We start from the raw sequence: 26358 nt of genomic DNA, 5'->3' as shown, positions 1-26358 counted from the left end.
GATAGGTCAAACCGAATGCCTTAACTTTTAGATGTAGATTTGGTGCGGAAGTTTAAAAATTAGTCAGGGTTGGGGACTTTATTAAAGAATGACGTGAGTTTGATGCTCCGTTTGACTTTGAACGGTCGCGGAATGTTTATGCGATAACTTATATATCTGATGAATAAGGCATGGCATTTTTTCAGCTTCAGTCATTTGGGTGAATGAGTTCATGTGCAGTAGAAGCATGAAACGAATGTTTAGCTCAGTTTAATAAAGTAAAAGCGAGCAAGTATGGTTTAATGCTCAAATGACACACACAACTGATAAAAACTAATAAATTAGTCTAATAGAAAGGATTAATAATAGATTCATTTAGTGTAGCTGACTGAAACGAGCATCCTGATGAGTAATCTGGTCATAGAATAGTCATAAAACTCACTATTTTTTGTGATGTATTTAAAGAAAATTAAACCCAGTTTTTTAGGTCTTATGTAAATGAATATTTCTTTTGGTCATGTTTTTAGTTTGAATAAAACGCGAAAAGTGCGATTTAAAATAAACAGTCAATAAAATTTAAATTAATTTAAGTTTCTAATTTTATTGTTTTAATTTTTGTTTTACCTTTAATGTTATGTTCTTTATAGATATTTTTATTTTCTAATTGGATGAAAGTTCGATTAAATAGCGTATTCGTAAATGATGTTTGTCTTTTTGTTGGGTTTTGTTATTGAGTGTTTGGGCTATTTTTGCTATTAATCTTGAACATAACAGTTGGTTTTTATCTTTAAGATAAACCCTGAGGAGAGCAACGGGATGGCTTTACGTTTACTGGATATTGGTACACAAACCGAATTATTAACTGCCTGTCGTTTGTCTTTATTGATGGGGGTTTATACGGACGACAACCGCATTGCAGAATTTTTAAAGTTCGCGCGTGGTATTGTGCAAGTCGATAATGCTGTCCTCGCATTTAAAAATGAACCTTATATATGGTATGCGTCAGAGCACATATTTAAGGCCTTTATGGCCGAAGCTGATGATGATCGTCTCGATCAGTTTTTTGCTGAACATTCTCGTATAGACCGAGACGCTGAAAATTACCAAGCTTATTCCGACTATATGCAAGAACTTGGATTAGGGCATCAGCGTTTAGTCGCTTTCGATTTAAAATATGATCAAGAATCTATCGGTAAAGTTATTTTATTCGATGACCAAGTCACTGCATTTGAAGCCAAACAATTAAAGATCGTTGAAGAATTTGTACAAAGTCTAGTCAATATTATTCAACTTCGTGTTGAAAATGCCGAATTAAAAGAAGCCTATGAACAGCAGTCGGCACTGAATTTTAGTAAGACTAAATTTTTCCAAATTATTGCGCATGATTTAAGAGCACCTTTTCATGGTCTACTTGGATTTTCTGAAGTTTTGGCACAGGAGCGTCATACCTTAGATGATTCGAGTGTGCAAAATATTGCAGACTATTTATATGACACCACACAATCGACGTATAACCTCTTAGAAAGCCTGTTGAACTGGGCCATGGCAGAAGGTGGTCGCTTTGTTTATCACCCGATTAATTTTGATTTACATCAGTCTGCAAAAATCGTCAGTGATGTCTTAAATAGCTTGGCTGTGAAGAAAAATATTCGACTGATCAATGCCGTGCCTGAAGGTATTAAAGTCAATGCAGATATCAATATGATCACATCAGTGATGCAAAACTTGGTGTCAAACGCATTGAAATTTACCCATACCGATGGTAGAGGTGTGGTGACGATTTCAGCCGATCGAGATGGAGAACGGGTTGTATTCACTATTCAAGATACTGGATTGGGGATGACCCAAGCTCAGATTGATGATTTATTTCAGCAAAAACTGACGGTTAGTATTAAAGGTACGGCAGGAGAACGTGGTACGGGGTTGGGTTTAGTCCTTTGTAAACGTTTTGTGGACTTAAATCAGGGTGAAATTGTGGTGAACTCGAAAGAAGGTGAAGGCACACAATTTAAAGTCTGGTTGCCACAGGCGACGAGCCTGCATCAAACCCTAAATACCGAGAGCAGCAGTGCACAGAAAGATGCGACCTTAAGTGAACTTTAATGCGCATCTATTGGTATAAAAGCCTAAAAATACTTTTCCCTAAGCGTTATCAACTGTTATAACTAGAAAAAAATCACGCTAGGGTTTGTGAAATGAATGCGGAGCAATTGCAGAAAACATTACGTGCCAGTCAATATGCTGAACAGGTGCTCGGAATCCATCAGGCCAGTTTAGAACAAGACTATGCAATTGATCAGTTTCAAACCTCGCTCAGTACAGCACAAATTCAACATTTTGTCGCAAGCAGCCTTGCCGATATCCAAGATGAAAATAGTTGGATGCGTGCAATTCGTGTGCTGCGCGCACGCCTGATGTTTCGTTGGATTTGGCAAGATGCCAATCAACTCACCGATGTCGTCACCTTAACTCGAGAGCTTTCAGACTTTGCCGATGCTTCTATCTGTGCGGCAAAAGATTTTGCGCTGAATCCGTTGATTGCGAAATATGGCGAACCGCTAGGCTATAAGGGGAAAGTTCAAGACCTAATTGTGGTTGCCATGGGAAAACTTGGTGCACAGGAACTTAATCTTTCAAGTGATATTGATCTTATATTTGCCTTTGATGAACAAGGTGAAACCAACGGTCGAAAATGTATCGATGTACAACAGTTCTGTATTTTATGGGGACAAAAATTAATTTACCTGCTTGACCATATTACTGCAGACGGCTTTGTCTTCCGTGTAGATATGCGTCTACGCCCATGGGGTGATGGTTCTGCCTTGGCAATCAGTCATGCTGCATTAGAAAAATACTTAAGCCAGCATGGCCGAGAATGGGAACGCTATGCCTGGATTAAGGCACGTATCGTCACGGGGGGTAAAGAAGGCGCTGAGTTGCTGGAAATGACCCGACCTTTCGTCTTCCGCAAATATGTCGATTACACTGCTTTCGAAGCTATGCGTGAAATGAAAGCCATGATCGAACGTGAAGTGCTGCGTCGTAATATCGAAGATGACATTAAACTCGGTGCAGGCGGAATTCGTGAAGTAGAATTTATTGTTCAAGTCTTTCAGCTCATCTATGGCGGTTCAAAACTCGAGTTGCAAGACCGTCAATGTTTAGTGAGTCTGCATCATTTAGGTGAAGTCGGATTATTAGAAAAAACCGCAGTTGCTGATTTAGAAGATGCGTATTTATTTTTACGTCGTATTGAACATGCGATTCAAGCACTCAATGATCAGCAAACCCAATCGTTGCCACATGAGCCTGAACCCCGCCAACGTATCTTAGATACTTTAGGTTTTGCATCTTGGGATGACTTTTTGAATGTGCTCAATCAGAAACGTGCCAAAGTCATTTATCAATTTGAACATCTTATTAAAGAAAAAGAACCCGATCCGTTACTGGAAAGCTTTAGTCATTTAGAAGCACAGTTGAACGATGTTTTAGATGATGATGCCAAAAACTTAATTCATGAATTTTGGTATGGACATGCGCTGAAAAAATTACCTGCCAAAGCAGTACAGCGTTTAAAAACCTTTTGGCCCCATCTCATTGAGGCGATATTACAGTCAGATAAACCTCAGGTGGCCTTACTACGTCTCATGCCTTTGGTGGAGTCGGTGCTGCGCCGTACGGTCTATTTGGTGATGCTGATTGAGAGCAAAGGGGCATTACAACGATTAGTGAAAATGGCGACAGTCAGTCCTTGGATCTGCGAAGAATTGACGCATTATCCCGTGCTGTTAGATGAGTTTTTGTCGATGGATTTTGAGCTGCCAAAGCGTAAAGATTTAGAAGACTCTCTACGACAACAATTGCTTCGCATTGAAATTGATCAAGTCGAAGACCAAATGCGTGTTCTTCGATTATTTAAAAAATCCAATGTCTTAGCAGTAGCTGCTAGTGATGTTTTGGCAGAAAGTCCGTTGATGAAAGTGTCGGATGCATTGACCGATATTGCTGAAGTGTCGGTGAATGCAACCTTGCATTTGGCATATCAAATTGTTGCCAAAAAACATGGCTATCCAATTGATGCAGAAGGGCAGCGTTGTTCGATTGATCACACGGCTTTCGCGGTAATTGGCTATGGCAAGGTGGGTGGCATCGAGCTGGGTTATGGTTCGGACTTGGATTTGGTGTTTATTCACTATATGGATGAACAAGCGGATACCGATGGACAGAAACCAATTAGTGGCTTTGAATTTGCCATGCGGGTGGCACAAAAATTTATGTCCTTAATGACCACGCAAACCCTAGATGGTCGAGTGTATGAGGTGGATACACGTTTACGACCTTCGGGAGAGGCGGGGTTATTGGTGACCAGCTTAAAAGCCTTTGAGCAATATCAACATAAAAATGCTTGGGTCTGGGAGCATCAAGCTTTGGTACGTGCCAGAACCATTGCAGGCGAGCACAGTTTACGGATTGAAATTGAAAACTTGCGCTGCAATATTTTGACGCAGCCACGAGATGAGAACAATGTTCGTGCAGAAGTGCTCAAAATGCGCCAAAAAATGAAAGACCATCTAGGTTCTTCTAAAGAGCAGCAAAAAGATGGAATTTTTCATTTAAAACAAGATGCAGGTGGTATCGTTGACATCGAATTTATGGCACAGTATGCAGTATTAGCATGGAGTGGGTCGAATCCCGATCTCGCCCATTACTCTGACAACGTACGAATCCTTGAGGATGCCGCAAGAACGGATTGCTTATCCAGCGCCGATGCGACAGCATTGATTCAAGCTTATCTCCGTGAACGAGCCGAGAGCCACCGTTTAGCACTTGCGAATCAATCCATGCAAGTTTCAGCTGACGATTGGCACGATACCCGAGTGGTCGTTTGCAAGCTATGGCAAAGATTAATTGATCCAACTGCAACGTTTGCATTGGATAAAAATGACTGTGTATAAAAATTTGGAGTGTGTGCCATGAACTTGGCTGATCGTGATGGTTTTATTTGGCAAGATGGACAATTGGTTGACTGGCGTGAGGCAAAAACTCACGTATTAACACATACATTGCATTACAGCATGGGTGTGTTTGAAGGCGTCCGTGCTTATGAAACTCCGAATGGAACGGCTATTTTCCGTTTAAAAGAACACACTAAGCGTTTATTAAATTCTGCAAAAATTTATCAAATGAAAGTCCCATTTGATCATGCAGCATTAGAACAAGCTCAAATTGATGTGGTTCGTGAAAACAAATTGGCTTCTTGCTACCTACGTCCAATTATTTTTATTGGTTCAGAAAAATTAGGTATTGCAGCAACTGACAATACCATTCATGCCGTTGTTGCTGCATGGAGCTGGGGTGCTTACCTTGGTGATGAAGCGATGGCGAAGGGTATCCGTGTTAAAACGTCTTCATTTACGCACCATCATCCAAACGTGACCATGTGTAAAGCAAAAGCATCTGGTAACTATACTTTGTCAATTCTTGCACACCAAGAAGTGGCACATGCTGGCTATGACGAAGCAATGTTACTCGACCCACAAGGTTATGTATGTCAAGGTTCAGGCGAAAACGTATTCTTAGTACGTGATGGCGTGATTCATACTCCTGACATCGCGGGTGGTGCGCTTGATGGTATTACGCGTCAAACTATTATTACAATTGCGAAAGACCTTGGTTTTGAAGTGGTTGAACGTCGTATTACACGTGACGAATTCTATATCGCTGATGAAGCATTCTTCACAGGTACTGCTGCTGAAGTGACGCCAATCCGTGAATATGATGACCGTCAAATTGGTGAAGGTTCTCGTGGTCCAATCACTGAGCAAATCCAAACTGCATTCTTTAATGCGGTTCAGGGTAAAGACCCTAAATATGCGCACTGGTTAACTTACGTAAAATAAGCTGATCGGTTAAGATGAAAAGGCGAAACTAAGTTTCGCCTTTTTTATTGGCCTGAAGATATTGAAATTTTTGGAACGTGACTATGCATATTGTTTATGTCAGTGATGGTAAAGCAGGACATCGCTCACAAGCTTTGGGTTTATTTAAAGCCATGCAGCGCCAATCTCAGGAAGCAGTCACATTTCAAGAAATTTCAATTGATGATTTGCCTATAGTGACACTTATTTCTGCGCTATTTAGCCATCAGCTTCATGCCGTAGAACACGAGCCAACTTATATTTTTGGCGTCGGCAGCCATACACATTTTCGAGTATGGCTGTTGGGCAAAGTGTATAACAAAGCCAAAACCATTATTTTAATGAAGCCAAGCTTGCCGTTTGCATGGTTTGATTATGCGGTAATTCCACAGCACGATGGTATTCAGGCATCAAATAAAGTACTGACCACACAGGGTGCGTTAAATCCTATTGTGAATGAGGAGCGGCATCAGCATGGTCGAATCCTGATCGCTTTGGGTGGCTCTTCAAAACGCCATCAGTGGAATGCAGCTAAAGTACTTCATGCAATTGGACAGATAGTCGAGCAGAATCCAAATTCAGAAATCATTTTGACCACTTCACGGCGCACACCAAAAGCGTTTTTAGCAGAATTAAAACAGTTAAAGAATATTGAAAAAGTACAGATTTTCCCAGTTGAAGTCACTCCGCAAGGTTGGATTTTCGAAGAAATGCAAAAAGCCGAAGCGGTTTGGGTAACTGAAGATAGTGTTTCAATGATTTACGAGGCTCTCACCGCGGGTTGTAAAGTCGGGGTGATTGAAGTGGATCGCTTGAAGGAAGACCGGATTACCAAGTCTGTAGATGAAATTTTAAGACAAGGTTTGGTGTCATTACAGACGACTTTAACTGACTTGAATCTCGCTAGCGAATTTAAAGAAACTGACCGTATCGCCAAAAAGATTGTACTCGGTCCCTAAAGTATAGATAATACCCGACGAAAAATTTCTACCAACATTTCAGTCTAACTAGACAATGTTTGAATAATATTAAAGGGTTGTCAGGTCATGCTAAAAACCTATTTGTTTCCGCTTTTGCTTTCGATTGGGTTTTGCGTTGGCTTAGGTTTTTGGGACTATTTATCTGAAATCAAAGATGCTCCTTTATTCTTTGTTTTGGTTCTTTCGAGTACGTTTTTTTTCATTGCTGTAAAACAATTACATAGTCGTATTTTTAAGTACATTTTCCTTGCGCTGTTTTTTGTCATTAGCCTGTATATTGCAAGTGGGACGGGGTTCTTACAAGGGCACATGTCTTTGGGAATCGTGGCATCGATGTTCCAAAGCAATACCAATGAAGCCTTTGAATTTTTATCTGTAGTTAATCCTAAATATATTGTTTTTGCCTTAATTATTTTTTTAAGTCTCTGTTTTTATATTTTATTTTTTAATCAAGCTAACCAGGGAAATTATCGCAAGCTGATTTTGGCACTTATCTTTATTGCTAACTGCGTCAGTGTGTTTGGTGTTCAAACTGCACTGGCGACGGTTAAATATAAACAAGAAGAGGCCAAGCTCCTTGAAGATAATGTGCAAGATGTCGATTGGCAAATTCAGCAGGTGAATGCTAGCTATGATAATCAAGTGATTATCATTGGTGAGAGTGTTCAGCGAGATCATTTATCACTCTACGGTTCGAAAGACGATACCACACCTTTTTTAAATCAGATGCCGCTGGATGTTGTAGATCATTACATCGCAACTGCACCGAATACGGTAACTAGTCTGACTCGTACGCTGACTTTGGTTGATCAAAATCGTGAACCGCAGATTGCAAAAAATGTTGTAACGCTAGCAAAACAAGCGGGTTATAACACCATGTGGATTTCAAATCAGGGATTTATGGGGAAAAATGATACGGCGATTTCTAAAATTGCGATTCATGCCGATCATCAGTTCTTCCTGAAAAGTGGTAACTATATGTCGAGTAATATTGATGACGACAAAATGGTCGAAATATTACAGGCCCAGTTAAAAAAATATGCCAATCAAAAAAATGTAATTTTTATTCATATGATGGGTTCACATCCGGATGCGTGTGAACGTCTGTTTAAGGCACCACGTATGTATGCGAATAAACCTGAAACGATTAATTGTTATTTATCTTCTATCAATAAGTTGGATCACTTTATAGAACAGATATATACTTCATTGAAGGCTGATCAGCGTAGTTTCAGTGTGACGTATTTTTCAGATCATGGTATGACCGTGGATGAAGATTCATATCATGTAGATAATGATTTTAAAGATAATTATCAGGTTCCATTTTTTGTATTACGTAGCGATGCACAGGCAAAAAACCACTATAACAAGACTGTGAGTGCCTATGATTATATGCATATTTATGCAGATTTATTGGGGGTGAAAACACCATTATTAGATCCTAAAAAATCGTTGGCGATTATTGAAGATAATCAAAATGTCACCGTTTTTGATTGGGATGAGTATGTTTCTTATCAAGAGTTAGATGAGAGTGAAATGAGATGATTCATAATTAAATATAAAAATCAATAAAATTAAAATTTTACTGTTTAGGCTGCAGGAAAAATACACATAAATTTTTATTAAAGTTTGAAAGTTTTTTTTGTAAGATAGTCTAGGTTTTTTATTGCTGATAAGTTTTAGAAATCTGTTGTTCGATGCAGGTAGATCATTACTGAGTTAATTTATGAAAATATTACATATTAATAACTTTGCGTTTAAAAAGTCAGGTGCAGAATTCTACAATACTGATCGAAAAATCTCGGCAGGTTTGGTTTTAAATGGTCATCATGTTTATGATTTCTCTTTTCATGATATGGCGTACTATGGAACAGTATGGAGAACGAAAAAAGTTGGGAAAAAGTGGGCGAATGAAGAAGTTATAAAAATTGTTGAAAACTTTGAGCCGGATTTAATTTTAATTGGACATTCTTCTTTATTAAGCAGTGAAACATTAAAAACAATCAAATCAGTTTATCCACAAACTAAAATTGCATTTTGGTATGTAGACTGGATTTGTGTGGATAAGAAAGCGAATTTTATTAAAGAATGGTCGCCATATTTAGATACTATTTTTGTGACAACAAGTGGTGAACTCCTCAAAACGTTGGGTCATGGAAATACGGTGGCTTATATGCCAAATATGAGTCTAGATACTATCGATAGCCTAAAAAATTTTGAAAAAAATGAATTTGAAAATGAACTGGTATTCTGCGGTTCATCATCTGATCAAGAGCGAACCAAGTTTATCCGTAGTTTGCAAGCGAAAATTAAACATATTCCGGCGCGTTATTGTGGATTTGACCAAGATCCAAAGGTTTTTGGGGCGGGCTATTTTAAAGTCCTCAGTCAGTCTCGTATGGGATTAAATTATTCACGGGCTAATTCATTAGACTTATATACTTCAGACCGTATCACGCAACTTACAGGTAATGGTCTGTTGACCTTTACACCTCGTATTCCAGGATTTGAAACTTTATTTTCGGATAAAGAAGTGGTCTACTTTAGTCATGTTGATGAATTGGCAGATCAAATCAATTATTTTGCACATCATCCGGCAGAAGCTCAAGAAGTTGCAAAAGCAGGTTGGAGCCGGACACATTCTAGTTATAACTCTAAACGCGTAACAAAGTTTATGTTAGAGACAATTTTTAAGCAGCCTTATACTGAAGACTATGAATGGAAGGCACATGTTTTCAATTGCTGAGTTGGAATCTGCACATTATCTGGGCGAAGGTGCAAATCGTTATTGTGTCGTTTCTCCATCTGACCCCAAGATATGTTTGAAAATAGATTTGCCTAAAGAACGCCGTCAAATTAAAAATTGGCGTCAAAAGCTACAGCGTTTTTTAAGTACTCAGTTTTATCGGTTTAATGAAAATTATATTGAATGGTGCGCTTATCAACGTTTACAAGCTCGCATTGATCAGAAAGAATTAAATAGATTTATTGCAGCGTGTTTAAAACTGGAGGTTATTGAAGATCAACTGATTTTAAGTTGTGAATTAATTCGAGATGAACACGGGGAAATTTCTTTGAGCCTACATCATTATTTAAAGCATAAAATGCCTTTAAATATAGATGGCGTATCTCAATCGATAGATCAATTAACCGATTGGCTGATTCAATATAATATTCCTCTGTTTGACTTAAATTCGGGTAATTTAGTTGTCCAACACCATCATGAAGGCATTCGATTAAAGTGTATTGATGTGAAATCCACATTCAAGAGCAAAGAAATTATTCCATTATCTTACTGGTCTAGAGTATTGATGCATAAGAAAATTCGTCGTCGTGCAGAGCGTCTTAAACAGTTAATACGAAAAACTATGTAGTCGGGGTAACCATGAAAATTGTACAAGTTATGGCAACAAGTGGTGGTATGGGGGGGCTTGAAAAACATACCCTGGATTTATGTCATGGATTAGCACAACATCATGAAGTTCATTTAATTGCAGATCAATCTTATCAGCAAAAGCTCAGTTCGAATATCACATTGCACGCTGTTGATTTTTCAAGAAGCCGATGGAATCCATTTCTTATTTATGAGTTAGTTAAAAAAATAAAACAGCTGCAACCCGATATTTTGCATGTGCAGGCAAGTAAAGCAGCAAGCATTTTAGCCCCTTGGCTGAAGCAATTTTCATGTAAAAAAATTGTGACCGTGCATGGTATGAAGAGCAATTTAAAACCTTTTATGGCCTTTGATCAGATCATTGCTGTAAGTGGAAAAATTAAAGAGGAGTTTCCTGCTTCACAGTCGGTTCAAGTGATTTGGAATGGCGGGAATCAACTCCTTAGCCCAGTCAAAGATATAGTTATAAAGAAAAATAAGCCTATTATTGCTTTAGCGATTGGACGTTTAGAAAAGGTCAAAGGGTTTCATATCCTGATTGAAGCATGGAGAAACATCAATAGCGAACTATGGATAGTGGGGGACGGAACTCAATATCAAGTTTTAAAAACTCAAATTGCTCAGCTTAATTTAAATGACCGCGTGAAATTACTGGGTTTTCGTTCAGACATTCCAAAGCTATTAACGCAAGCAGACTGTTTAGTGATTTCTTCTTTGAAAGAAGGGGGGCCGATTACACTGGCCGAAGCATTATTGAGTCATACACCGGTGTTATCTTCTAATGTGGGAATGGTTGCCGACTTTATTGATGAGCAGTTTATATGTGAACCGGACTCTGTTGAACAGATGGCGAGTTTAATTTCTATCGCGTTAAAACCAAAAGCACAAATGCTTCCTCTATTTGAGAAAGCATTTATAAAAGCAGAACAGAACCTAAAATTTGAGTCAATGTTGGCACAAACTGAAAATCTGTATCGAAACTAAGTTACAAATCTTTAGGCGTTTCACGAATTGCGTCTATCACCATATGCTGGTTAAAAATATTAAAGGTATGACAGCCATTATCATTTGGATGCCATTCACTATCTAATTTTATCCAAAATTTTTCTTCATAGTGCTCTGGGGAAAGTTTGGTAATCTCGTTGAGGTCTAAACTCCCACCATAGCGCTTGAGAGAATCCTGTGATGGACGGACTAACTTATCATTAATTGTGGTCAAGTGACCCCCTGGGCGATATTGCACAATTCCTTTTTTAACAGGGTTTTGGGGATGTGATTTCCAATCGCTGCTCAGTAGATGGTCACTATAAAAAATATGGAGTTCATTGCCATACTTTTTTGAATATTTATTTTTGATTGCAGTAAATAGATACCACATTCCATTTTGATAATAAGGGGTAGTATCCGCAGCGTTTACATCATTTACTAATATGCGATCAAATTCCCATGAAAATGGAAAATTTGTACATTTCCATAACTCGATACTTTTATTGGCTGCACTTTCAGGAATCATATACCACGTATCTTCGTGTTTGAATACACAGGGATAAGAGAGATGATAAGAACATTGAATAATTGGAATAGGTGGACTGTATTGACCATCCTGAAAAACTTCCATGACAGATAAATAACCAACAGGATGCTCAGGTGAAATTTCTTCAATAAAAATATATGTACGTCCATTTTCTTCTACGATAAATGGATCGGCATAAACGTGCCCTTCTGGTGCATGAATTTCATGTAAGGATGGAATTTGCTGTGGTTTAAAAGGCTGGTGTAGTTTGCCAAAGCGGAGATACCATCTAGAGTTAAATTTTAACTCTCTTTTTTTTTGTAGAAATGAAAACCATTTTTTTACAATAAACCGCATATATAACTCTATTTTTAATTAAGATTCTCGAATAATTGAATAATTAAACAGACAAATGATATGATTTAGCTATAAATTTAGCATTTATTTTGAAACAGTTCATGAAAAAATATGTGATTTCTATTGAGAAAGAAAATAGTGAACGACTAGTGGGCTTTTTTCAGCAAAGAATATTTAGAAATTCAAGTTCATTTAATAAAATTGGCGTTGCTGGTAAAAAATTAACAGTTGATGAGTATTTTCATTTGGGGGTATTAGGAAAAACCAGACCTTTAACGCCAGGTGAATTAGGTTGTACACTTTCTCATTTAAAAGCTTATCAAGACTTTTTAGATACAGATGCTAAATTGGCATTTGTATTTGAAGATGATGCAATTTCACTATTAAGTGAGATTGATTTTGATGAGTTTTATTCACATATAAAAAAATTGAGCTTAAAATCTACATTTTTTCTTAGTTTAGGTGGTATTCAGCTCAGTTGTTCTAAAAATGTCTATGGTAGATTTATTGAGCAAAAAATATTTGGGCGCAATATATTGAAGATTCATCCTTTTTTTATTGAAAATATGGCATCCGCATATGCTTATGTTATAGATAGAGCAATGGCAGAAGTTTTAGTTAAATATCATGAATCACCGAACCTCTCTGATCAATGGGCAGACTTAATTGTTGAATACCCTCAAGTAAATTTTTATGCATCTTATCTTTTTGAACATCCTCCTATATTAGATGTAGATAAAGATAGTCACTTGCAAAAAGAAAGACAGCAAATACAATTAACAATACGTAAGAAAAAAAGATATATAAATAAATATAAAAAGAAAATTATGAAAATATTCTTAAGTAAGTATAAATAATTGAATACGAATAATTTATTCTGTTTTTATAAAATTATATCCTACTTTATTTCTAAATAAAATTTCATGTAAATATAAAGTAGGTCAAATTTTTAGTTAACAGTTTATAAAATTTCTAAACTATTTAATTTTATAAAAGAGACTTTAGAGTGTTTTAAGAGTCCTTTTCCGCATTACCTTTCAACACCATATAAATCAAACCGACAAAGATTAATAATGCACCTGCAAGGCTGCTGACACAGAATAAAACGATTCGGTTATAGGTGGTTAAGTTGAATAATTCATTGGCTAAAATGTAGCGCATGAACAACCATTGTACGACAGAAAAAACAATCAACACGATTGCACGACGACGGACTTCAGGACGCATAGCCATAGGAGAATCACTTAAAGTGGAAATTGAGGCTATTATGCCACTGTCGATAATCGATCTCAATTGAATAAGATTAATTCAAGCCTGCGGAACACAACTCTAAAGGTTGAGATGTTCTCAGATCACCTTTATTTGCGGTACGTATTGATATTACCAAAGCACACACGAAAGCGTTTGTAAGACCAGATATATTGTTCTGGTGCTTGGTTAATGATGTCTTGCATCGCGATGTTGAGGGTGTCGACAGAGGATTGTAAGTCTTTAGATAAAATCTCGTCTGATAAGGTTTGGCAATGCACATCAAAGTGCCTTAAGTTGGGTTGTCGGATACAACTTAAGCCAATGACATTGCATTGGGTTTTTGCAGCAAGTTTTGAAACCAGTGTAATTGATAAAGTATTTTGCCCAAAAAAATTGGAATAAATACCGCCTGAAGGCTTCGGTAAATGGTCAGGTAAAATGACCGTTAGGCCACCTTGTTTTAAATGCTTAAAAATGGCACGGATCCCTGTTTCATCTGTCGGGACTAAGGTTGCATTAAACTTCTCTCGTGCTTCTAACAGATACCGATTGATCCCTTTATTTTTATTCGGTTTATACATAATCATTGGTTCTGTATATAAGTTGAGCCATGCGTTCAGTAATTCCCAACAGCCAAAATGCGGAACCACAACGATCACACCTTTTTTATTCGCAAGCGCTTCCGTGAGGATATTTTCACCATAAATATTTTTCAGTAAGCTCAAGCTATAACTCGGCGGCATACCCCAACATTTAATAAATTCAATATAGGTCAGGCATTGGCTGCGGATACTTTGGCTGACGAGCTGTCTCTGCGCTGTCGCTGACAAATCTGGGTAGGCCAGTTGAATATTGATGCTAGTGATACGTTTGATCGATGAATTAAATAGATTAAGAATAAACGCGATCATCAAAGCCAAATTTTGTAACAGCCAAAGTGGCAATAACGCGATGATTTTGAATAGAAAGTACATGAATCACAAGGTCTCAAAATTGACAGCATGGGATAAAATAAATTTTGCCAAGAGACCGGACTTATTCAGTGAAAAGTACAAAAAGATCTGAATCTAAAAACAAAATAATCGGAAGTGGAAAATTGAGCTATCCATTGCTCAAAGGATGTAGTGCAACATCATAACGTACTTGAAGCGTTTTGATATTAGCAAAGTAAATCAAATCTTTAATTTATGTTTTGTAGGTTTTCTACCACCTTTTGTAGGTTGACATAAAAAACCCTGCATAGCGCAGGGTTTTTTGAAACTTAAAATCTAAATCTTAAAATGTAAGATTATTTAGATTCTTCAGCTTTTGGTTTTTCACGTAAGCGAATACCTAAGTCACGTAATTGGTTCGCTTCAACTGGCGCAGGCGCTTGAGTTAAAGGACATTCCGCAGTCTTAGTTTTCGGGAATGCAATCACGTCACGGATAGAAGATGCACCAGTCATCAACATCACTAAACGGTCAAGACCGAATGCTAAACCACCGTGAGGAGGCGCACCGAATTTCAACGCATTTAACAAGAAGCTGAATTTCTCTTCTGCTTCTTCTTCAGAAATACCAAGCGCTTCAAAGATCGCTTTTTGCATTTCTAGGTTATAAATACGAAGTGAACCACCACCGATTTCAGTACCGTTCAATACCATATCGTAAGCAACAGAAAGTGCAGCACCTGGGTTGTTCTTCACTTCTTCAACGCTTGATTTTGGCAGCGTGAATGGGTGGTGAACAGACGTCCATTTACCGTCATCAGTTTCTTCGAACATTGGGAAGTCAACAACCCAAAGTGGCGCCCACTCGCAAGTTGCAAGTTTCATGTCGTGACCGATTTTAATACGTAAAGCACCCATCGCATCATTTACGATTTTCGCTTTGTCCGCACCAAAGAACACGATGTCGCCATTTTCAGCACCAACGCGTTTCAATAGATCAAGTACGATAGGCTCGATGAATTTAACGATTGGAGATTGAAGACCTTCAATACCTTTTTCAAGCTCGTTGACTTTGATGTAAGCCAAACCTTTCGCGCCATAGATACCCACGAATTTAGTGTATTCGTCGATTTGGCTGCGTGGAAGCGCGCCAGCACCTGGTACGCGAAGCGCAACAATACGGCCTTTAGGATCTTTAGCAGGACCTGCGAATACTTTGAACTCAACGTCTTGCATCATGTCTGCAACGTCAACCAATTTCAAAGGAATACGTAAGTCAGGTTTATCAGATGCATAGTCACGCATTGCATCTGCATACGTCATACGTGGGAACTTGTCGAACTGAACGTTTAGAAGTTCTTTGAACATCTTAACCGTTAAACGTTCCATCAAATCCATAATGTCATCGTCACTCATGAACGATGTTTCAACGTCGATTTGTGTGAATTCAGGCTGACGGTCAGCACGTAAGTCTTCATCACGGAAACATTTAGCAATTTGGTAGTAACGATCGATACCGCCAACCATTAACAACTGTTTGAACAATTGTGGAGATTGTGGAAGTGCGTAGAAGCTACCGTTAGAAACACGACTTGGTACTAAATAGTCACGCGCACCTTCAGGAGTCGCACGAGTCAAAATCGGTGTTTCCACGTCTAAGAAACCATTTTCTTCGAAGTAGTTACGAATTAGGTTAGTCAATTTAGAACGGAAACGAAGACGATCTAACATTTCTGGACGACGGATATCCAAGAAACGATATTTCAAACGTACTTCTTCAGAAATATTTGTGTTGTCGTCATTCAATGGGAATGGCGGAGTTTCTGAACCAGCAAGCACTTCGATTTCTTTACCAAGAACTTCGATTTGACCGCTAGTCATATTCGCGTTTTCAGTACCTGCGTAACGACGACGTACACGGCCTGTAATTTTTAATACGAATTCTGAACGTGCTTTGTCCGCAGTTGCGAATGCTTCAGGAGTATCTGGGTCAATAACCACTTGAACAAGACCATCACGGTCACGCATGTCAAGGAAGATTACACCACCGTGGTCACGGCGACGGTGAACCCAACCGCATAATGTAACGGTTTGGTCAATTTGAGCTTCGGTTAAAGAACCGCAGTAATGAGTTCGCATCATAGCGTTAGAAATCCAACTATATGGGTTAAGGTCAGCGAATACGTAAACAGCGTACCGCTTTTATTCGAATAGGGGATTATGCCTCTTTTTGGCTGTTTTGTCACAAGGACTTATTGCTAAAACAGCCAAATTTACAGCAAATTTTCGGTCAATGATGGGCTTAAGCCGATGACGTTGAAAAAATATTGGTGCTCTTGCTTAAGATCAGAAATATCAGACTACCGAAGCTAAACGTGGCTAAAAATGCACGGAAAAAATAATTAATGGCTTTGCCGACATAGGCATACAAGTCGTGTACAAAGGCATCAGAATAAATACTGTCAGCAAAATAAAAATAACTTGCGATGCCCGCAGCTAAAGACAGGGCCGCTAAACCATATACATAGACTTTGATGGATGTGGGGATGCTTACTGTACTTCGATAATGAAGATGATGACGATAAATCATCCATGCCAAAACGGGGAGTGCCAAGCCAGATAATCCAATTTGCAACACACGATGTAAGGGATATGAATGACCGAAAAATTGAATCGGTAGACTCAATAGATCCTTAAATGCAAAGGTACGAAAGTCAACATGGGTCAAGCCATCCCAAACAATATGCGTCGAAGTTCCAATGATGAGTGCGAGGATGAGACTGAGCATAAACCCACAGCAGTGATTGAAATTCTGTAGATTCAGCGGCTTATTTAAACCAAAAAAAGCAAATAACATCGGGCGATAGAGCACATACCACAGCACACAAAACAGCAAACCAAGGATTAAGTTTGGAACAATTAACCCCGACCATTGATGTGAACCTGCATAGTCAGCATTAGTAAATAAACGGAATAAATCTGGCACCATGCTACCAATTGCGAGTGCTGCAATAGGCAGGCGATTTCCGCTTAATTTGGAAATAGGCGGTGCGAGTACAGCATGGGATATGGTAAAAGGCATTGAACTAAAATAAATATATGAATAAATACAATGTGGTATCGGTGAGTCTATATGATTTGGGCAGATTAGAATGTTTTTTATTGCAAAAGTAATGAAATGTTATATTATAACATTATTCAAAATTAGCCAGATTTGAGTCTCTCCAAATGTCTTTTCATAAGAATTTAATCACAATCTCAATTTTTGCAGTGATTGCACCCAATATTTATGCTGATGATCAGCAACAACAGGTACAAACTTTAGAGGCGATTAATGTTCAGGTTCATCCTTTAAATCAAAGTGCTGCAGATTTTGCGGTTGCAGATAACATTATAAAGCATAAAGATTTGGCACAAGGTGGAGTCACTATTGGTGATGCCATTGCCGGACAACCTGGAGTGTATTCAAATCAGTTTGGTGCAGGCTCAAGTCGACCTGTAATACGTGGGCAAGATGGGCCACGTGTCAAAGTGTTGGAGCATGCATCTGAAACAGCAGATGTTTCAACTTTATCCCCTGACCATGCAGTGACGGTTGATCCAATTTTAGCGAAACAAGTAGAAGTGATTCGTGGGCCATCAACACTGTTATATGCGGCAGGAACAGTCGGCGGTTTGGTCAACGTGACGGATCAAAAAATTCCTACCTCTATTCCTGATAAGGGCTATGAGGGGCAAGTTGGGGTTCGTTATAACTCAGGCAGTGATGAAAAATTGGCGAGTGCCGGTGTGACGGCTGCTTTAGGTGAGCAATTTGCCATCCGTGTAGAAGGTTCGAAACGCAAAGCCAATGACTATATTTCATCCAATTATTTCCATGATCATGATGGTGAATTAGAAAAAGAACGCCGCGTTGGCAACACATTTGCAGAAGGGCAAAATGTCAGTGTAGGTGCGTCATGGATTCATGATCGAGGTTTTGCTGGACTGTCTTATAGCAACCGTCAAGACCAATATGGCTTGCCGGGGCATAGTCATGAATATGAAAGCTGTCATCCACATGATGATCACTTGCATTGTGACGGGCATGATAATCATGATCACAGCGATGAGCATGACCATTCTGCCCATGACGAGCATGATCACGATCATGATGCCGCAGGCCCATGGGTCGACTTAAAGTCAGAACGTTATGATTTCCGTGCCGAACTTGCGAATCCGTTTGCGGGCTTCCAAAAAATCCGTGCACATGCAAGTTATACCGATTATCAACATGATGAAATTGAAGGTGATACAGCGGCAACGACCTTTAAAAGTCAGGGCTATGATGGTCGTTTAGAGTTGGTGCATAACCCGATTGCGGATTGGGAAGGGGTAATCGGTACCCAGTACAATCAACAAAAGCTCAATATCAGTGGTGAAGAGTCACTGATGAGCCCAAACAAAACGCAAAAATGGAGCGTGTTTGGTTTAGAGCATAAACAATTCGGCAATTTTCATGTCGAGTTGGGCGCCCGTGTAGATCAGCAGAAAATTGAGATTGACTCAGAACAAAAAGATTATGACGATTATGGTATTTCCTACTCAGGTGCAGTGAGCTGGGAATTTGCACCAAATTATAAATTGTCCTTGGTGGGTTCTCATCAAGAGCGTTTGCCATTGGCGCAAGAGCTCTATGCAGATGGTAAGCATTTTGCGACCAATACCTATGAACGCGGAAATGAAAATCTAGATGTTGAAAAATCTAATAATCTAGAATTAGGTTTCCATTATGAAAAAGATCAGTTGGATTATCACGTTCATATGTACCACAACTGGTATGACAACTACATTTATGCTGCAACCAAAGATAACTTTGAAAACTTCCGCTTAGTTGATTACACGCAAAATAAAGCTAAATTCTATGGTGCTGAAGCGCAAGTGGGTTATGCAGTGAATGACATGTATAAACTGAGTGTATTTGGTGATTATGTGCGTGGCAAAATTGATGGTGAAAATGCACCACGTGTGCCTGCAGGGCGCTTAGGAACCAAGGTTGATGTCGATTTTGCGGATGGTTGGTCAGGCCAGGCAGAATATGTACATGTCTTTAAGCAAGATAAAATCACGGCGTATGAACAAGAAACTGACGGTTATAACATGGTTAATTTAGGTGTCGCTTATAGCGGTCAGTTAAAAGACCGTAATGATTACCGTGTGTACTTCAAAGCCAACAACTTATTGGATGAAGATGTTTATTCACACAGTTCATTCTTAGCCAATATTCCACAAGTAGGACGCAATTTTACTGTGGGGCTAGAATTTGGTTTTTAAGCTAAATGTGACTGAGTAAGGTGTTCTAATCAAGCTGAAGTCACAGAAATCCCCTTGAAAAATCAATGAATAGAACCTAGTCTGAGCGCATTAGACTAGGTTTTTTCTTATGCGCATCATTCAACGAATACATCACAAGCTCAATTGGTCACGTCGTCGCTATGTGGGCGTGGTCATTGGTTTATTGGTTTTAGGTTATTTGGCATCGGCAACCTATCACACGCTAAAACCACTCCCAGAAGGGCTGAACTACACGGGAAAACTTCGCCATGCCGAAGTGAACTTTTTAGTGGATGAAACCTATATCGATGCGCAAGGAAAGCAGCAACAGGAACATCGCATTTTTAAAGAAATGCTGAAAATGATCGAAGAAGCACAGTCGACCATTGTGTTGGATATGTTTCTTTTTAATCCGCAAGTTGGCGATTCTCAATTAAAACATGAACAATTAACGCAGGAGCTGACCGATGCGCTGATTTTGAAGCGTCGACTATCTCCTCAAGTGGAAATTTTTGTGATTACTGACCCTGTCAATTCGGTCTATGGCGGCATTCAACCCGAGCATTATCGTCAATTACGGCAAGGGGGGATTGAGTTGATGGAAACCAATTTGGTACCGCTTCGTGCTTCCAATCCAGCATGGTCTGGCTTTTGGTATATCTGCTGTCAAGATATTGGCAACAATCCAGAAAAAGGCTGGTTACCGAACCCATTGGGAACCGAGAAAGTGACGATCCGCAGTTATATGGATCTTTTCAACTTTAAAGCCAATCATCGAAAAACCTTGGTGGTAGATACCGTTGACGGTTGGAAAGGTTTAGTCACCTCTATGAATCCACATGATGGTAGCTCACGACATTCCAATGTAGCCTTAACAGTCAAAGGCATGACTGCGATTGATCTGTTAAAGACTGAGCAAGCCGTAGGCATGATGTCTAAAGCCAATATTCCATTTGTGGTGATTAAAGATGTTGACGCCGCGAAAAATCAGCCACAGGTTCAAGTACTGACTGAAAAAGCAATTTATGATGCCACACTCGACTTAATTGATAGCGCGAAGAAAGCTGGAACTGAAATTGATATCGCGATGTTCTACTTGTCAGAACGTAAAATTATCAAAGCACTCATTGCTGCACATGAGCGTGGCGTGAAAGTGCGGGTATTACTCGATCCGAATAAAGATGCTTTTGGTCGAACCAAAAATGGTATTCCAAATCGTCCTGTTGCTTCTGAATTACATGATGCCGGTATTGATGTACGTTGGTGTAATACCCAAGGTGAGCAGTGCCATAGCAAGATGATTTTAAAACGGACAGCCTATCAGGCAGATATGATTTTAGGTTCTGCAAATTTCACAGCGCGTAACCTGAAAAATTATAATTTAGAAACTGATTTACGCGTGATCGGTTTGAAAGACGCTCAAGTCTTTAAAGAGGCAAATCAGTATTTTAATACGGCTTGGTCAAACCGTGATGGTAAGCAAATGAGTGTGGATTACGACACGTATGCTGATGAGTCTAAGTTGAAATATGTGTTATATCGCTTTATGGAATGGAGCGGATTATCTACTTTTTAATTTTCCCCTCATCCTAACCTTCCCCCAAAGGGGGAAGGAATTCCCTCTCATTTCAGGAGAGGGTTCGGGAGAGGTGTATTTAGCAATTATTAATTCTTCGGTTCAGGATTTGGCGGAACGATTTGATCTAAATCCTTATCCGTCATTTGATCCAATTCTTTAATATCGGTTTTGATTTTCCATTTATCGGCATCATCTACCGGTTGCGGTAACCGTGCTTCTAACCAGTCACAGATAACATCTGGTGGAAAATCGGCATGATTGCATTGAATCACCCATGATAAAAATTGTTTGGCTTCACCATTCATATACGGTGGTGGAGAAACAGGTAAAAACTGTGTCGGTAAACGTTCGTTCTTGGAAATATAATTTAAAACGTGTCCCAACTCTTGAACAGTTTGCCATGCCAAAGGATGGTCGACATTGATTTGAAATTTAAACCACCAAGCAGTTTTACCATCGGTTCCGTACGAGTCAATGAGTTGTTCTTGAATACTTGGAACTTTAGAAAAAAATTGATGAAGTCGGTCAAAACTTAATTCAGACACAGCGTTGATCCACTACGAAATAAAAGGCATCTTAGCATAATCCAATGAAAAACAGGCTAGCTTGAAGGTGCGATCAGCTTGGTCGGAAAATTAACAAATTCTTGCATTTGATGGATTTTTATTCATTTTTTCTCCTAAAATGGGTTTTATACTTAATCTATATACCGTGAAGGAGAGCTTGAGTGAAAGCAACATTATTCTATGCAATGGCAGGTGTGATGCTGATCAGTGCTTCGGCCAGTACTTTTGCGGAAAACAAATGGGCAAACTACCAAGGTGTGGATACATCAAAACCACAACACCGCCCACCGTCGATGAATCGGCCTGGCTATCCGCAGCATGCGCCGAATTATCCTCATTATCCAAGTCGCCCGCCGGTTTATCCGCAATATCCAAATCGACCTTATCCGCAGTATCCACAAAGTGGCATTAGTATTCAATACAACGCGCCGACCACGATTACTCAAAATTCGCAGAGCTATAGTTGGGTCAATGGCGATCCTGCCAGCGCGAGTATTTCGAGTTCGACCTATACGTTTATCAGTGATTGGCAGCGTTTAGGTTTACCGGCACCCCCAAGTGGAATGTATTGGATCTTTGAAAATGGTCGCTATGTGCTTGTGCCTAATCGATAAGGTTTATAACCTCTTCCTTGCGTAGCAGTGCTATTCATCTCCTAAAAGGAGAGGGAACGATTTAGTGTTTAAGCCAATTCATCATCTTGCGGGCGCGGGGTTTTTCCTTCAGGCAGTGGCTTCTCGGAATGCTTATCTCGAATAACCGAAGGATATGTCCAAGAGGCATAGCGCACAATCAAAATGGCCACAGCAAGGATAAGGATCGAACCTGTAGTAATGACCAAGCCCATATCCGCTTTATGGTCATGTTGAATGCCCGAAATCAGTAAACGGGTCAGGGCAGTAATAGCAATATAAATCAGGAAGCGAACAGGCATGTGGTTGGTTTTAAAATAAATACCGACCATGGCACCGAGTTCGAGGTAAATAAACAATAATAAAATATCGTCAATCGTGGCGAATTGTTTAACCGTAATAATTTCAAAAATGGTATGACCCGCAGACCATAAAATCATACAGCCGATGACAAACAGTGCAAGATAATGAAAACCTTCTACAGCAATATTGCCAAGTCGGTCGAGGAGGGCTTCGATTTTTTCTACTTTGGGATCACGGTGTGTCATATATATTCCTCCTGTGTAAATTGCGTAAATATTCAATGAAGAACAAGTCATTAAATACCAAGCAAATTTCATGCACATGAAGCGCATATGACAAAAATATTTTTTAGGTTCAATAAAGGTTTTAATGTTAAGTTTGAGCTTAAATTTTGTCCTATAAGAATGAAGCGACGATGTATCAACCAACGCATTTTAAACATGATGAACTGCCTGATCTGATTGATCTTATGCGTAAGTATGCTTTGGCGACAGTAATACTGACTGCACCCAATGGTGAGTTGGAAGTGAATCATTTACCACTAGAATATGACGCTGAGTCAGGCGAATTGGGCATATTGCGCGGTCATATTGCCAAGGCTAATCCAATGTTTGAATTGCTAAATCAGTCAGCGCAAGCCTATGTGATTTTTCATGCCGATGATGCATATATTTCGCCAAGCTGGTATGAGGGAAAACAGGAGCATCATCGCGTTGTACCGACATGGAATTACCGCGTGGTACATGTCAAAGGCAAGATACGTAAAGTTGCAGATGAAAAATATATACGAGGTGTTTTGGCTCGATTGACTCGACAACATGAAGCTAGCCAACCTGTGCCATGGAAAATGGGCGATGCGCCTCATGATTTTATCGCGGAACAACTGGAAAAAATTATAGCGATTGAAATCGAAATAGACTCAATTTTGGGTAAGTTTAAAGTGAGTCAAAATCGCAGCGTTGTAGATGCAATGAATGTGGCAAAAGCTTTGGAAATGTCGAATGCTGAAATGGTTGAGTCGATCAAAAAATTTTATCCCATGAAATAACAGGCTAAAGAATCATGCCCAATAGGATTGAAACTGAACGTTTATGCCTGAGAAAGTGTCAGTTAGGAGATGAAATTTCATTATTTGATACATATTTTTCGAATATAGAAGCAACTCGTTATCTGCAGCGGTTGCCACATTTAACGATTCAACAGACTAAGAGTGTTTTAGAAAAGTGGGCAGATCATTATTGGTCGATACACAATCCTGATTTTGCATGGGTGATTAGTGATAAGAATACGCATTTAGCGATGGGCTTACTGTATTTCTTCAATCAAGAAAACCATGGAGAAATACATTTTGGGTTAGGGGTGAATTTTCATGGTTGTGGTTATATGACTGAGGCTTTAATTGGAGGAATTAAGTATTTAAAGCAGAATCATGTCACGAATGTTGTTTCATCTTTTTGTGCTGAGGAACATCTAGCATCACAAAATGTCTTAATGAAGGCAGGATTTAAATTAGATAAAGATACAACGCATTGGGCTACATTTCCAATGCTAGACGATCAGCTCCATCCTTGTTTTACATATCGAATGGAATTAGGAGGTTGTGAATAAGTAAGTATGCTTATGATTTTTTGAAAAAGTTGCACTCAGTGTTTATGTAATAAGAGCAGTAAAATAAAAAAATGCCCGATAAATCGGGCATTTTTGATTTTGTAGGGCTAATTAAGCTTGGTTGGTAAAGTAAGCTTCAGAGAAGTTCATGATCACTTCAGAACCGGCTTTCACTTTAGCAATGCGTAAAGCCAATTCAGGCAAAATACGCTGCGTGAAGTAAAGAGTCAGTGCAAGTTTGTTTTGGTAGAACTCGCCATCTTTGTCTTTTGCTGCATCTGCAATGCGGGCAAACATATAGGCAAAGCTGAGTAGGCCTACAGCATGTAGGTAATCAACTGCTGCTGAGTTCGGGAACTCAATATTTTCACGAGCAGCTTCAAGTACATATTGAGTCACCGCTTCAACTTCAGCTGCTGCATCTAATGTTGCATCTTTGATGTAGTTCAAGCTGGCATCTAAGTTATTGGCAAAATCGCGGATTTCTTGGATATATTCAGCAATGAATTCACCATTGCACTTAATGGTTTTACGACCAATTAAGTCTTGCGATTGAACACCGTTGGTCCCTTCGTAAATCTGTGCAATACGGAGGTCACGAATACATTGTTCCATACCCCATTCACGAATAAAGCCGTGACCACCGAAGACCATTTGGGCATCTAGCGTTGCTTGGAAAGCTGTATCTGTTAAATACGCTTTCGCAATAGGTGTTAACAGCGCAACACGGTTATTGGCTGCTTTGACTGCTTCTGGGTCAGTAGAGAACTTGGTAATGTCCAGTTGTTGACCAACATAAACCGCAAATGCACGAGACGCTTCATTGTTGGCACGTGCGTTCAGCAACATACGACGTACATCACCATGAACTAAGATGCTGTCTGCAGGTTTTGCAGGCGATTGAACGCCAGAAGCGCTGCGACCTTGTAAACGATCAGTCGCATATTGCGCTGCATTTTGATAAGCAAATTCAGAAGCACCTAGGCCTTGAATACCCATAGACAGACGTTCGTAGTTCATCATGACGAACATCGCTGCAAGGCCTTCATTTTCTTTACCAACCAGGTAGCCTTTCGCGCCATCAAAGTTCATCACACATGTTGCAGACGCTTTGATCCCCATTTTATGTTCAATAGAACCAGGGCCTACAGCATTACGCTCTCCCAATGAACCATCTGCATTCACCAAGAATTTAGGTACGATGAATAGTGAAATTCCGCGTGAGCCCGCAGGCGCATCAGGCGTTTTCGCTAAAACTAAGTGGATGATATTTTCAGAAAGGTCGTGGTCACCGCCAGTGATGAAGATTTTCGTACCAGTAATGTTATAAGTACCGTCTTCATTACGTTCAGCTTTAGTTTTGATAATACCTAAATCTGTACCTGCATGCGGTTCAGTTAAGCACATCGTGCCTGACCATTCGCCTGTATACATTTTTGGCAAATAAGTTTCTTTTTGCTCTTGTGAGGCATAGCTGTTTAATGCCATGCCTGCACCTACAGAAAGAAGCGGGTAGAGCATGAATGATGGGTTGGTTGCAAACAGCATTTCGTCAGACAGAACAGTCAGCATTTTTGGCATGCCTTGACCGCCCCATTCTTCATCTGCGCCTAGACCAATCCAGCCGCCTTCTGCATATTGTTTAAATGCTTCTTTGAAACCAGCAGGAGTCGTGACATTGCCATTGCTATAGGTTGCGCCTTCTTCATCACCTGTGCGGTTTAAAGGATGAGTGACGTTTTGCGCAAATTTTGCCATTTCTTCAAGAATGGCTTCTGCAGTAGCAGCATCAACGTGAGCAAGATTTTCGTTGTTTTGCCAGAATTGTTCTGCTTTAAAAACATCATTTAAGATGAATTTCATATCTGCAAGCGGCGCATTATAAATTGGCATGTTCGTTCACCTGTTTATTGTTTGAATCTATGGACTTGGGGCAATTTGTATCGACACACAGCGTGGAGAAAATTGACCAAAGTAAAATTATGGGACTATTTATAAAGAAAAAGGACTGCCAATGCTATGACCGTCCTTTCT

At 39.4% G+C, this 26358-nt stretch carries 22 protein-coding genes; 14 read left to right on the top strand and 8 right to left on the bottom strand.

The genetic code is table 11. The features are described 5' to 3' along the window. Positions 1-795: 795 nt before the first annotated feature. The 8 genes from FTV50_RS12095 to FTV50_RS12060 all read left to right on the top strand — a co-directional run bounded on the left by FTV50_RS12095 (position 796) and on the right by FTV50_RS12060 (position 11255). Positions 796-2082 (top strand): sensor histidine kinase KdpD, encoded by a 1287-nt coding sequence (locus tag FTV50_RS12095; RefSeq protein WP_180024557.1) that lies wholly within the window; start codon positions 796-798, stop codon positions 2080-2082. Positions 2083-2174: 92 nt separating this feature from the next. Beyond that, complete coding sequence (gene glnE, locus FTV50_RS12090) at positions 2175-4934, top strand: bifunctional [glutamate--ammonia ligase]-adenylyl-L-tyrosine phosphorylase/[glutamate--ammonia-ligase] adenylyltransferase (RefSeq protein WP_078191263.1); 2760 nt, start codon at positions 2175-2177, stop codon at positions 4932-4934. Between the two features lie 18 nt (positions 4935-4952). Then, the gene (locus FTV50_RS12085) at positions 4953-5879 is read left to right on the top strand and encodes a branched-chain amino acid transaminase (RefSeq protein WP_180024556.1); all 927 of its coding nucleotides are present in this window, start codon (positions 4953-4955) and stop codon (positions 5877-5879) included. An 83-nt stretch (positions 5880-5962) separates the two neighbouring features. Next, on the top strand, positions 5963-6856 hold the full coding sequence (locus FTV50_RS12080; RefSeq protein WP_180024555.1) for a mitochondrial fission ELM1 family protein: 894 nt from the start codon (positions 5963-5965) through the stop codon (positions 6854-6856). 87 nt (positions 6857-6943) lie between these two features. After that, positions 6944-8422 (top strand): phosphoethanolamine transferase, encoded by a 1479-nt coding sequence (locus FTV50_RS12075; protein ID WP_180024554.1) that lies wholly within the window; start codon positions 6944-6946, stop codon positions 8420-8422. Between the two features lie 181 nt (positions 8423-8603). Beyond that, positions 8604-9623 (top strand): glycosyltransferase, encoded by a 1020-nt coding sequence (locus FTV50_RS12070; protein WP_180024553.1) that lies wholly within the window; start codon positions 8604-8606, stop codon positions 9621-9623. Beyond that, entirely contained in the window at positions 9607-10251 is a 645-nt protein-coding gene (locus FTV50_RS12065) for a YrbL family protein (protein WP_180024552.1), read from the top strand. The genes FTV50_RS12070 and FTV50_RS12065 overlap by 17 nt, the downstream gene beginning before the upstream one ends. 11 nt (positions 10252-10262) lie before the next feature. Further along, positions 10263-11255 (top strand): glycosyltransferase, encoded by a 993-nt coding sequence (locus FTV50_RS12060; RefSeq protein WP_180024551.1) that lies wholly within the window; start codon positions 10263-10265, stop codon positions 11253-11255. Between the two features lies 1 nt (position 11256). Here FTV50_RS12060 and FTV50_RS12055 read toward each other — a convergent pair whose 3' ends face one another. Continuing rightward, a complete protein-coding gene (locus FTV50_RS12055; RefSeq protein WP_180024550.1) occupies positions 11257-12141 on the bottom strand; it encodes a hypothetical protein in 885 nt (294 codons plus the stop codon). 101 nt (positions 12142-12242) lie between these two features. Between FTV50_RS12055 and FTV50_RS12050 the strand changes: the two genes are divergently transcribed. Beyond that, on the top strand, positions 12243-12998 hold the full coding sequence (locus FTV50_RS12050) for a glycosyltransferase family 25 protein (RefSeq protein WP_180024549.1): 756 nt from the start codon (positions 12243-12245) through the stop codon (positions 12996-12998). Between the two features lie 154 nt (positions 12999-13152). Here the strand turns inward: FTV50_RS12050 and FTV50_RS12045 are convergent, their stop codons facing one another. The 4 genes from FTV50_RS12045 to FTV50_RS12030 all read right to left on the bottom strand — a co-directional run bounded on the left by FTV50_RS12045 (position 13153) and on the right by FTV50_RS12030 (position 17405). After that, positions 13153-13374 (bottom strand): hypothetical protein, encoded by a 222-nt coding sequence (locus tag FTV50_RS12045; protein WP_180022426.1) that lies wholly within the window; start codon positions 13372-13374, stop codon positions 13153-13155. Positions 13375-13499: 125 nt separating this feature from the next. Then, positions 13500-14366, bottom strand: coding sequence for a lysophospholipid acyltransferase family protein (locus tag FTV50_RS12040; protein WP_180024548.1), 867 nt, complete (start codon positions 14364-14366; stop codon positions 13500-13502). Between the two features lie 314 nt (positions 14367-14680). Then, the gene (gene aspS / locus FTV50_RS12035) at positions 14681-16465 is read right to left on the bottom strand and encodes an aspartate--tRNA ligase (RefSeq protein WP_180024547.1); all 1785 of its coding nucleotides are present in this window, start codon (positions 16463-16465) and stop codon (positions 14681-14683) included. A gap of 160 nt (positions 16466-16625) precedes the next feature. Beyond that, entirely contained in the window at positions 16626-17405 is a 780-nt protein-coding gene (locus FTV50_RS12030) for a DUF4184 family protein (RefSeq protein ID WP_180024546.1), read from the bottom strand. Positions 17406-17551: 146 nt separating this feature from the next. Between FTV50_RS12030 and znuD the strand changes: the two genes are divergently transcribed. Together znuD and FTV50_RS12020 are read left to right on the top strand one after the other, a co-directional pair. Continuing rightward, on the top strand, positions 17552-19636 hold the full coding sequence (znuD, locus tag FTV50_RS12025; RefSeq protein ID WP_180024545.1) for a zinc piracy TonB-dependent receptor ZnuD: 2085 nt from the start codon (positions 17552-17554) through the stop codon (positions 19634-19636). A gap of 109 nt (positions 19637-19745) precedes the next feature. Continuing rightward, on the top strand, positions 19746-21212 hold the full coding sequence (locus tag FTV50_RS12020) for a phospholipase D family protein (protein ID WP_180024544.1): 1467 nt from the start codon (positions 19746-19748) through the stop codon (positions 21210-21212). Positions 21213-21301: 89 nt separating this feature from the next. Here FTV50_RS12020 and FTV50_RS12015 read toward each other — a convergent pair whose 3' ends face one another. Beyond that, on the bottom strand, positions 21302-21760 hold the full coding sequence (locus FTV50_RS12015) for a hypothetical protein (RefSeq protein ID WP_180024543.1): 459 nt from the start codon (positions 21758-21760) through the stop codon (positions 21302-21304). 182 nt (positions 21761-21942) lie between these two features. Between FTV50_RS12015 and FTV50_RS12010 the strand changes: the two genes are divergently transcribed. Next, positions 21943-22395 (top strand): RcnB family protein, encoded by a 453-nt coding sequence (locus FTV50_RS12010; RefSeq protein ID WP_373683690.1) that lies wholly within the window; start codon positions 21943-21945, stop codon positions 22393-22395. A 68-nt stretch (positions 22396-22463) separates the two neighbouring features. On the opposite strand, the gene FTV50_RS12005 is transcribed toward FTV50_RS12010, so the two are convergent. Then, positions 22464-22961 carry a phosphate-starvation-inducible protein PsiE gene (locus FTV50_RS12005; protein WP_180024542.1) on the bottom strand — a complete coding sequence of 166 codons (498 nt, stop codon included), beginning with the start codon at positions 22959-22961 and terminating at the stop codon, positions 22464-22466. Positions 22962-23131: 170 nt separating this feature from the next. Between FTV50_RS12005 and FTV50_RS12000 the strand changes: the two genes are divergently transcribed. Further along, positions 23132-23764 (top strand): FMN-binding negative transcriptional regulator, encoded by a 633-nt coding sequence (locus tag FTV50_RS12000; RefSeq protein ID WP_180024589.1) that lies wholly within the window; start codon positions 23132-23134, stop codon positions 23762-23764. A gap of 14 nt (positions 23765-23778) precedes the next feature. Then, entirely contained in the window at positions 23779-24324 is a 546-nt protein-coding gene (locus FTV50_RS11995) for a GNAT family N-acetyltransferase (protein WP_180024541.1), read from the top strand. A gap of 111 nt (positions 24325-24435) precedes the next feature. On the opposite strand, the gene FTV50_RS11990 is transcribed toward FTV50_RS11995, so the two are convergent. After that, positions 24436-26217 carry an acyl-CoA dehydrogenase C-terminal domain-containing protein gene (locus tag FTV50_RS11990; protein ID WP_180024540.1) on the bottom strand — a complete coding sequence of 594 codons (1782 nt, stop codon included), beginning with the start codon at positions 26215-26217 and terminating at the stop codon, positions 24436-24438. Positions 26218-26358: the final 141 nt, after the last annotated feature.

Origin of the sequence: Acinetobacter sp. YH1901134, assembly GCF_013416965.1 — a bacterium.
In the GTDB taxonomy this organism is placed as follows: Bacteria; Pseudomonadota; Gammaproteobacteria; order Pseudomonadales; family Moraxellaceae; genus Acinetobacter; species Acinetobacter amyesii.
The sequence above is the reverse complement of the archived record's forward strand: the minus strand, read 5'-3'. Positions and strand labels throughout refer to the sequence as shown.

What these genes read in the sequence shown, in the direction of transcription:
- FTV50_RS12060 (WP_180024551.1), top strand. Translation starts at nt 10,263, where the DNA reads ATGAAAATTGTACAAGTTATGGCAACAAGTGGTGGTATGGGGGGGCTT.
- FTV50_RS12095 (WP_180024557.1), top strand. Translation starts at nt 796, where the DNA reads ATGGCTTTACGTTTACTGGATATTGGTACACAAACCGAATTATTAACT.
- FTV50_RS12075 (WP_180024554.1), top strand. Translation starts at nt 6,944, where the DNA reads ATGCTAAAAACCTATTTGTTTCCGCTTTTGCTTTCGATTGGGTTTTGC.
- glnE (WP_078191263.1), top strand. Translation starts at nt 2,175, where the DNA reads ATGAATGCGGAGCAATTGCAGAAAACATTACGTGCCAGTCAATATGCT.
- FTV50_RS12005 (WP_180024542.1), bottom strand. Translation starts at nt 22,961, where the DNA reads ATGACACACCGTGATCCCAAAGTAGAAAAAATCGAAGCCCTCCTCGAC.
- FTV50_RS12055 (WP_180024550.1), bottom strand. Translation starts at nt 12,141, where the DNA reads ATGCGGTTTATTGTAAAAAAATGGTTTTCATTTCTACAAAAAAAAAGA.
- FTV50_RS12085 (WP_180024556.1), top strand. Translation starts at nt 4,953, where the DNA reads ATGAACTTGGCTGATCGTGATGGTTTTATTTGGCAAGATGGACAATTG.
- FTV50_RS12080 (WP_180024555.1), top strand. Translation starts at nt 5,963, where the DNA reads ATGCATATTGTTTATGTCAGTGATGGTAAAGCAGGACATCGCTCACAA.
- FTV50_RS12045 (WP_180022426.1), bottom strand. Translation starts at nt 13,374, where the DNA reads ATGGCTATGCGTCCTGAAGTCCGTCGTCGTGCAATCGTGTTGATTGTT.
- FTV50_RS11990 (WP_180024540.1), bottom strand. Translation starts at nt 26,217, where the DNA reads ATGCCAATTTATAATGCGCCGCTTGCAGATATGAAATTCATCTTAAAT.
- FTV50_RS12065 (WP_180024552.1), top strand. Translation starts at nt 9,607, where the DNA reads ATGTTTTCAATTGCTGAGTTGGAATCTGCACATTATCTGGGCGAAGGT.
- FTV50_RS11995 (WP_180024541.1), top strand. Translation starts at nt 23,779, where the DNA reads ATGCCCAATAGGATTGAAACTGAACGTTTATGCCTGAGAAAGTGTCAG.
- FTV50_RS12020 (WP_180024544.1), top strand. Translation starts at nt 19,746, where the DNA reads ATGCGCATCATTCAACGAATACATCACAAGCTCAATTGGTCACGTCGT.
- FTV50_RS12070 (WP_180024553.1), top strand. Translation starts at nt 8,604, where the DNA reads ATGAAAATATTACATATTAATAACTTTGCGTTTAAAAAGTCAGGTGCA.
- FTV50_RS12030 (WP_180024546.1), bottom strand. Translation starts at nt 17,405, where the DNA reads ATGCCTTTTACCATATCCCATGCTGTACTCGCACCGCCTATTTCCAAA.
- FTV50_RS12000 (WP_180024589.1), top strand. Translation starts at nt 23,132, where the DNA reads ATGTATCAACCAACGCATTTTAAACATGATGAACTGCCTGATCTGATT.
- aspS (WP_180024547.1), bottom strand. Translation starts at nt 16,465, where the DNA reads ATGATGCGAACTCATTACTGCGGTTCTTTAACCGAAGCTCAAATTGAC.
- FTV50_RS12040 (WP_180024548.1), bottom strand. Translation starts at nt 14,366, where the DNA reads ATGTACTTTCTATTCAAAATCATCGCGTTATTGCCACTTTGGCTGTTA.
- FTV50_RS12050 (WP_180024549.1), top strand. Translation starts at nt 12,243, where the DNA reads ATGAAAAAATATGTGATTTCTATTGAGAAAGAAAATAGTGAACGACTA.
- znuD (WP_180024545.1), top strand. Translation starts at nt 17,552, where the DNA reads ATGTCTTTTCATAAGAATTTAATCACAATCTCAATTTTTGCAGTGATT.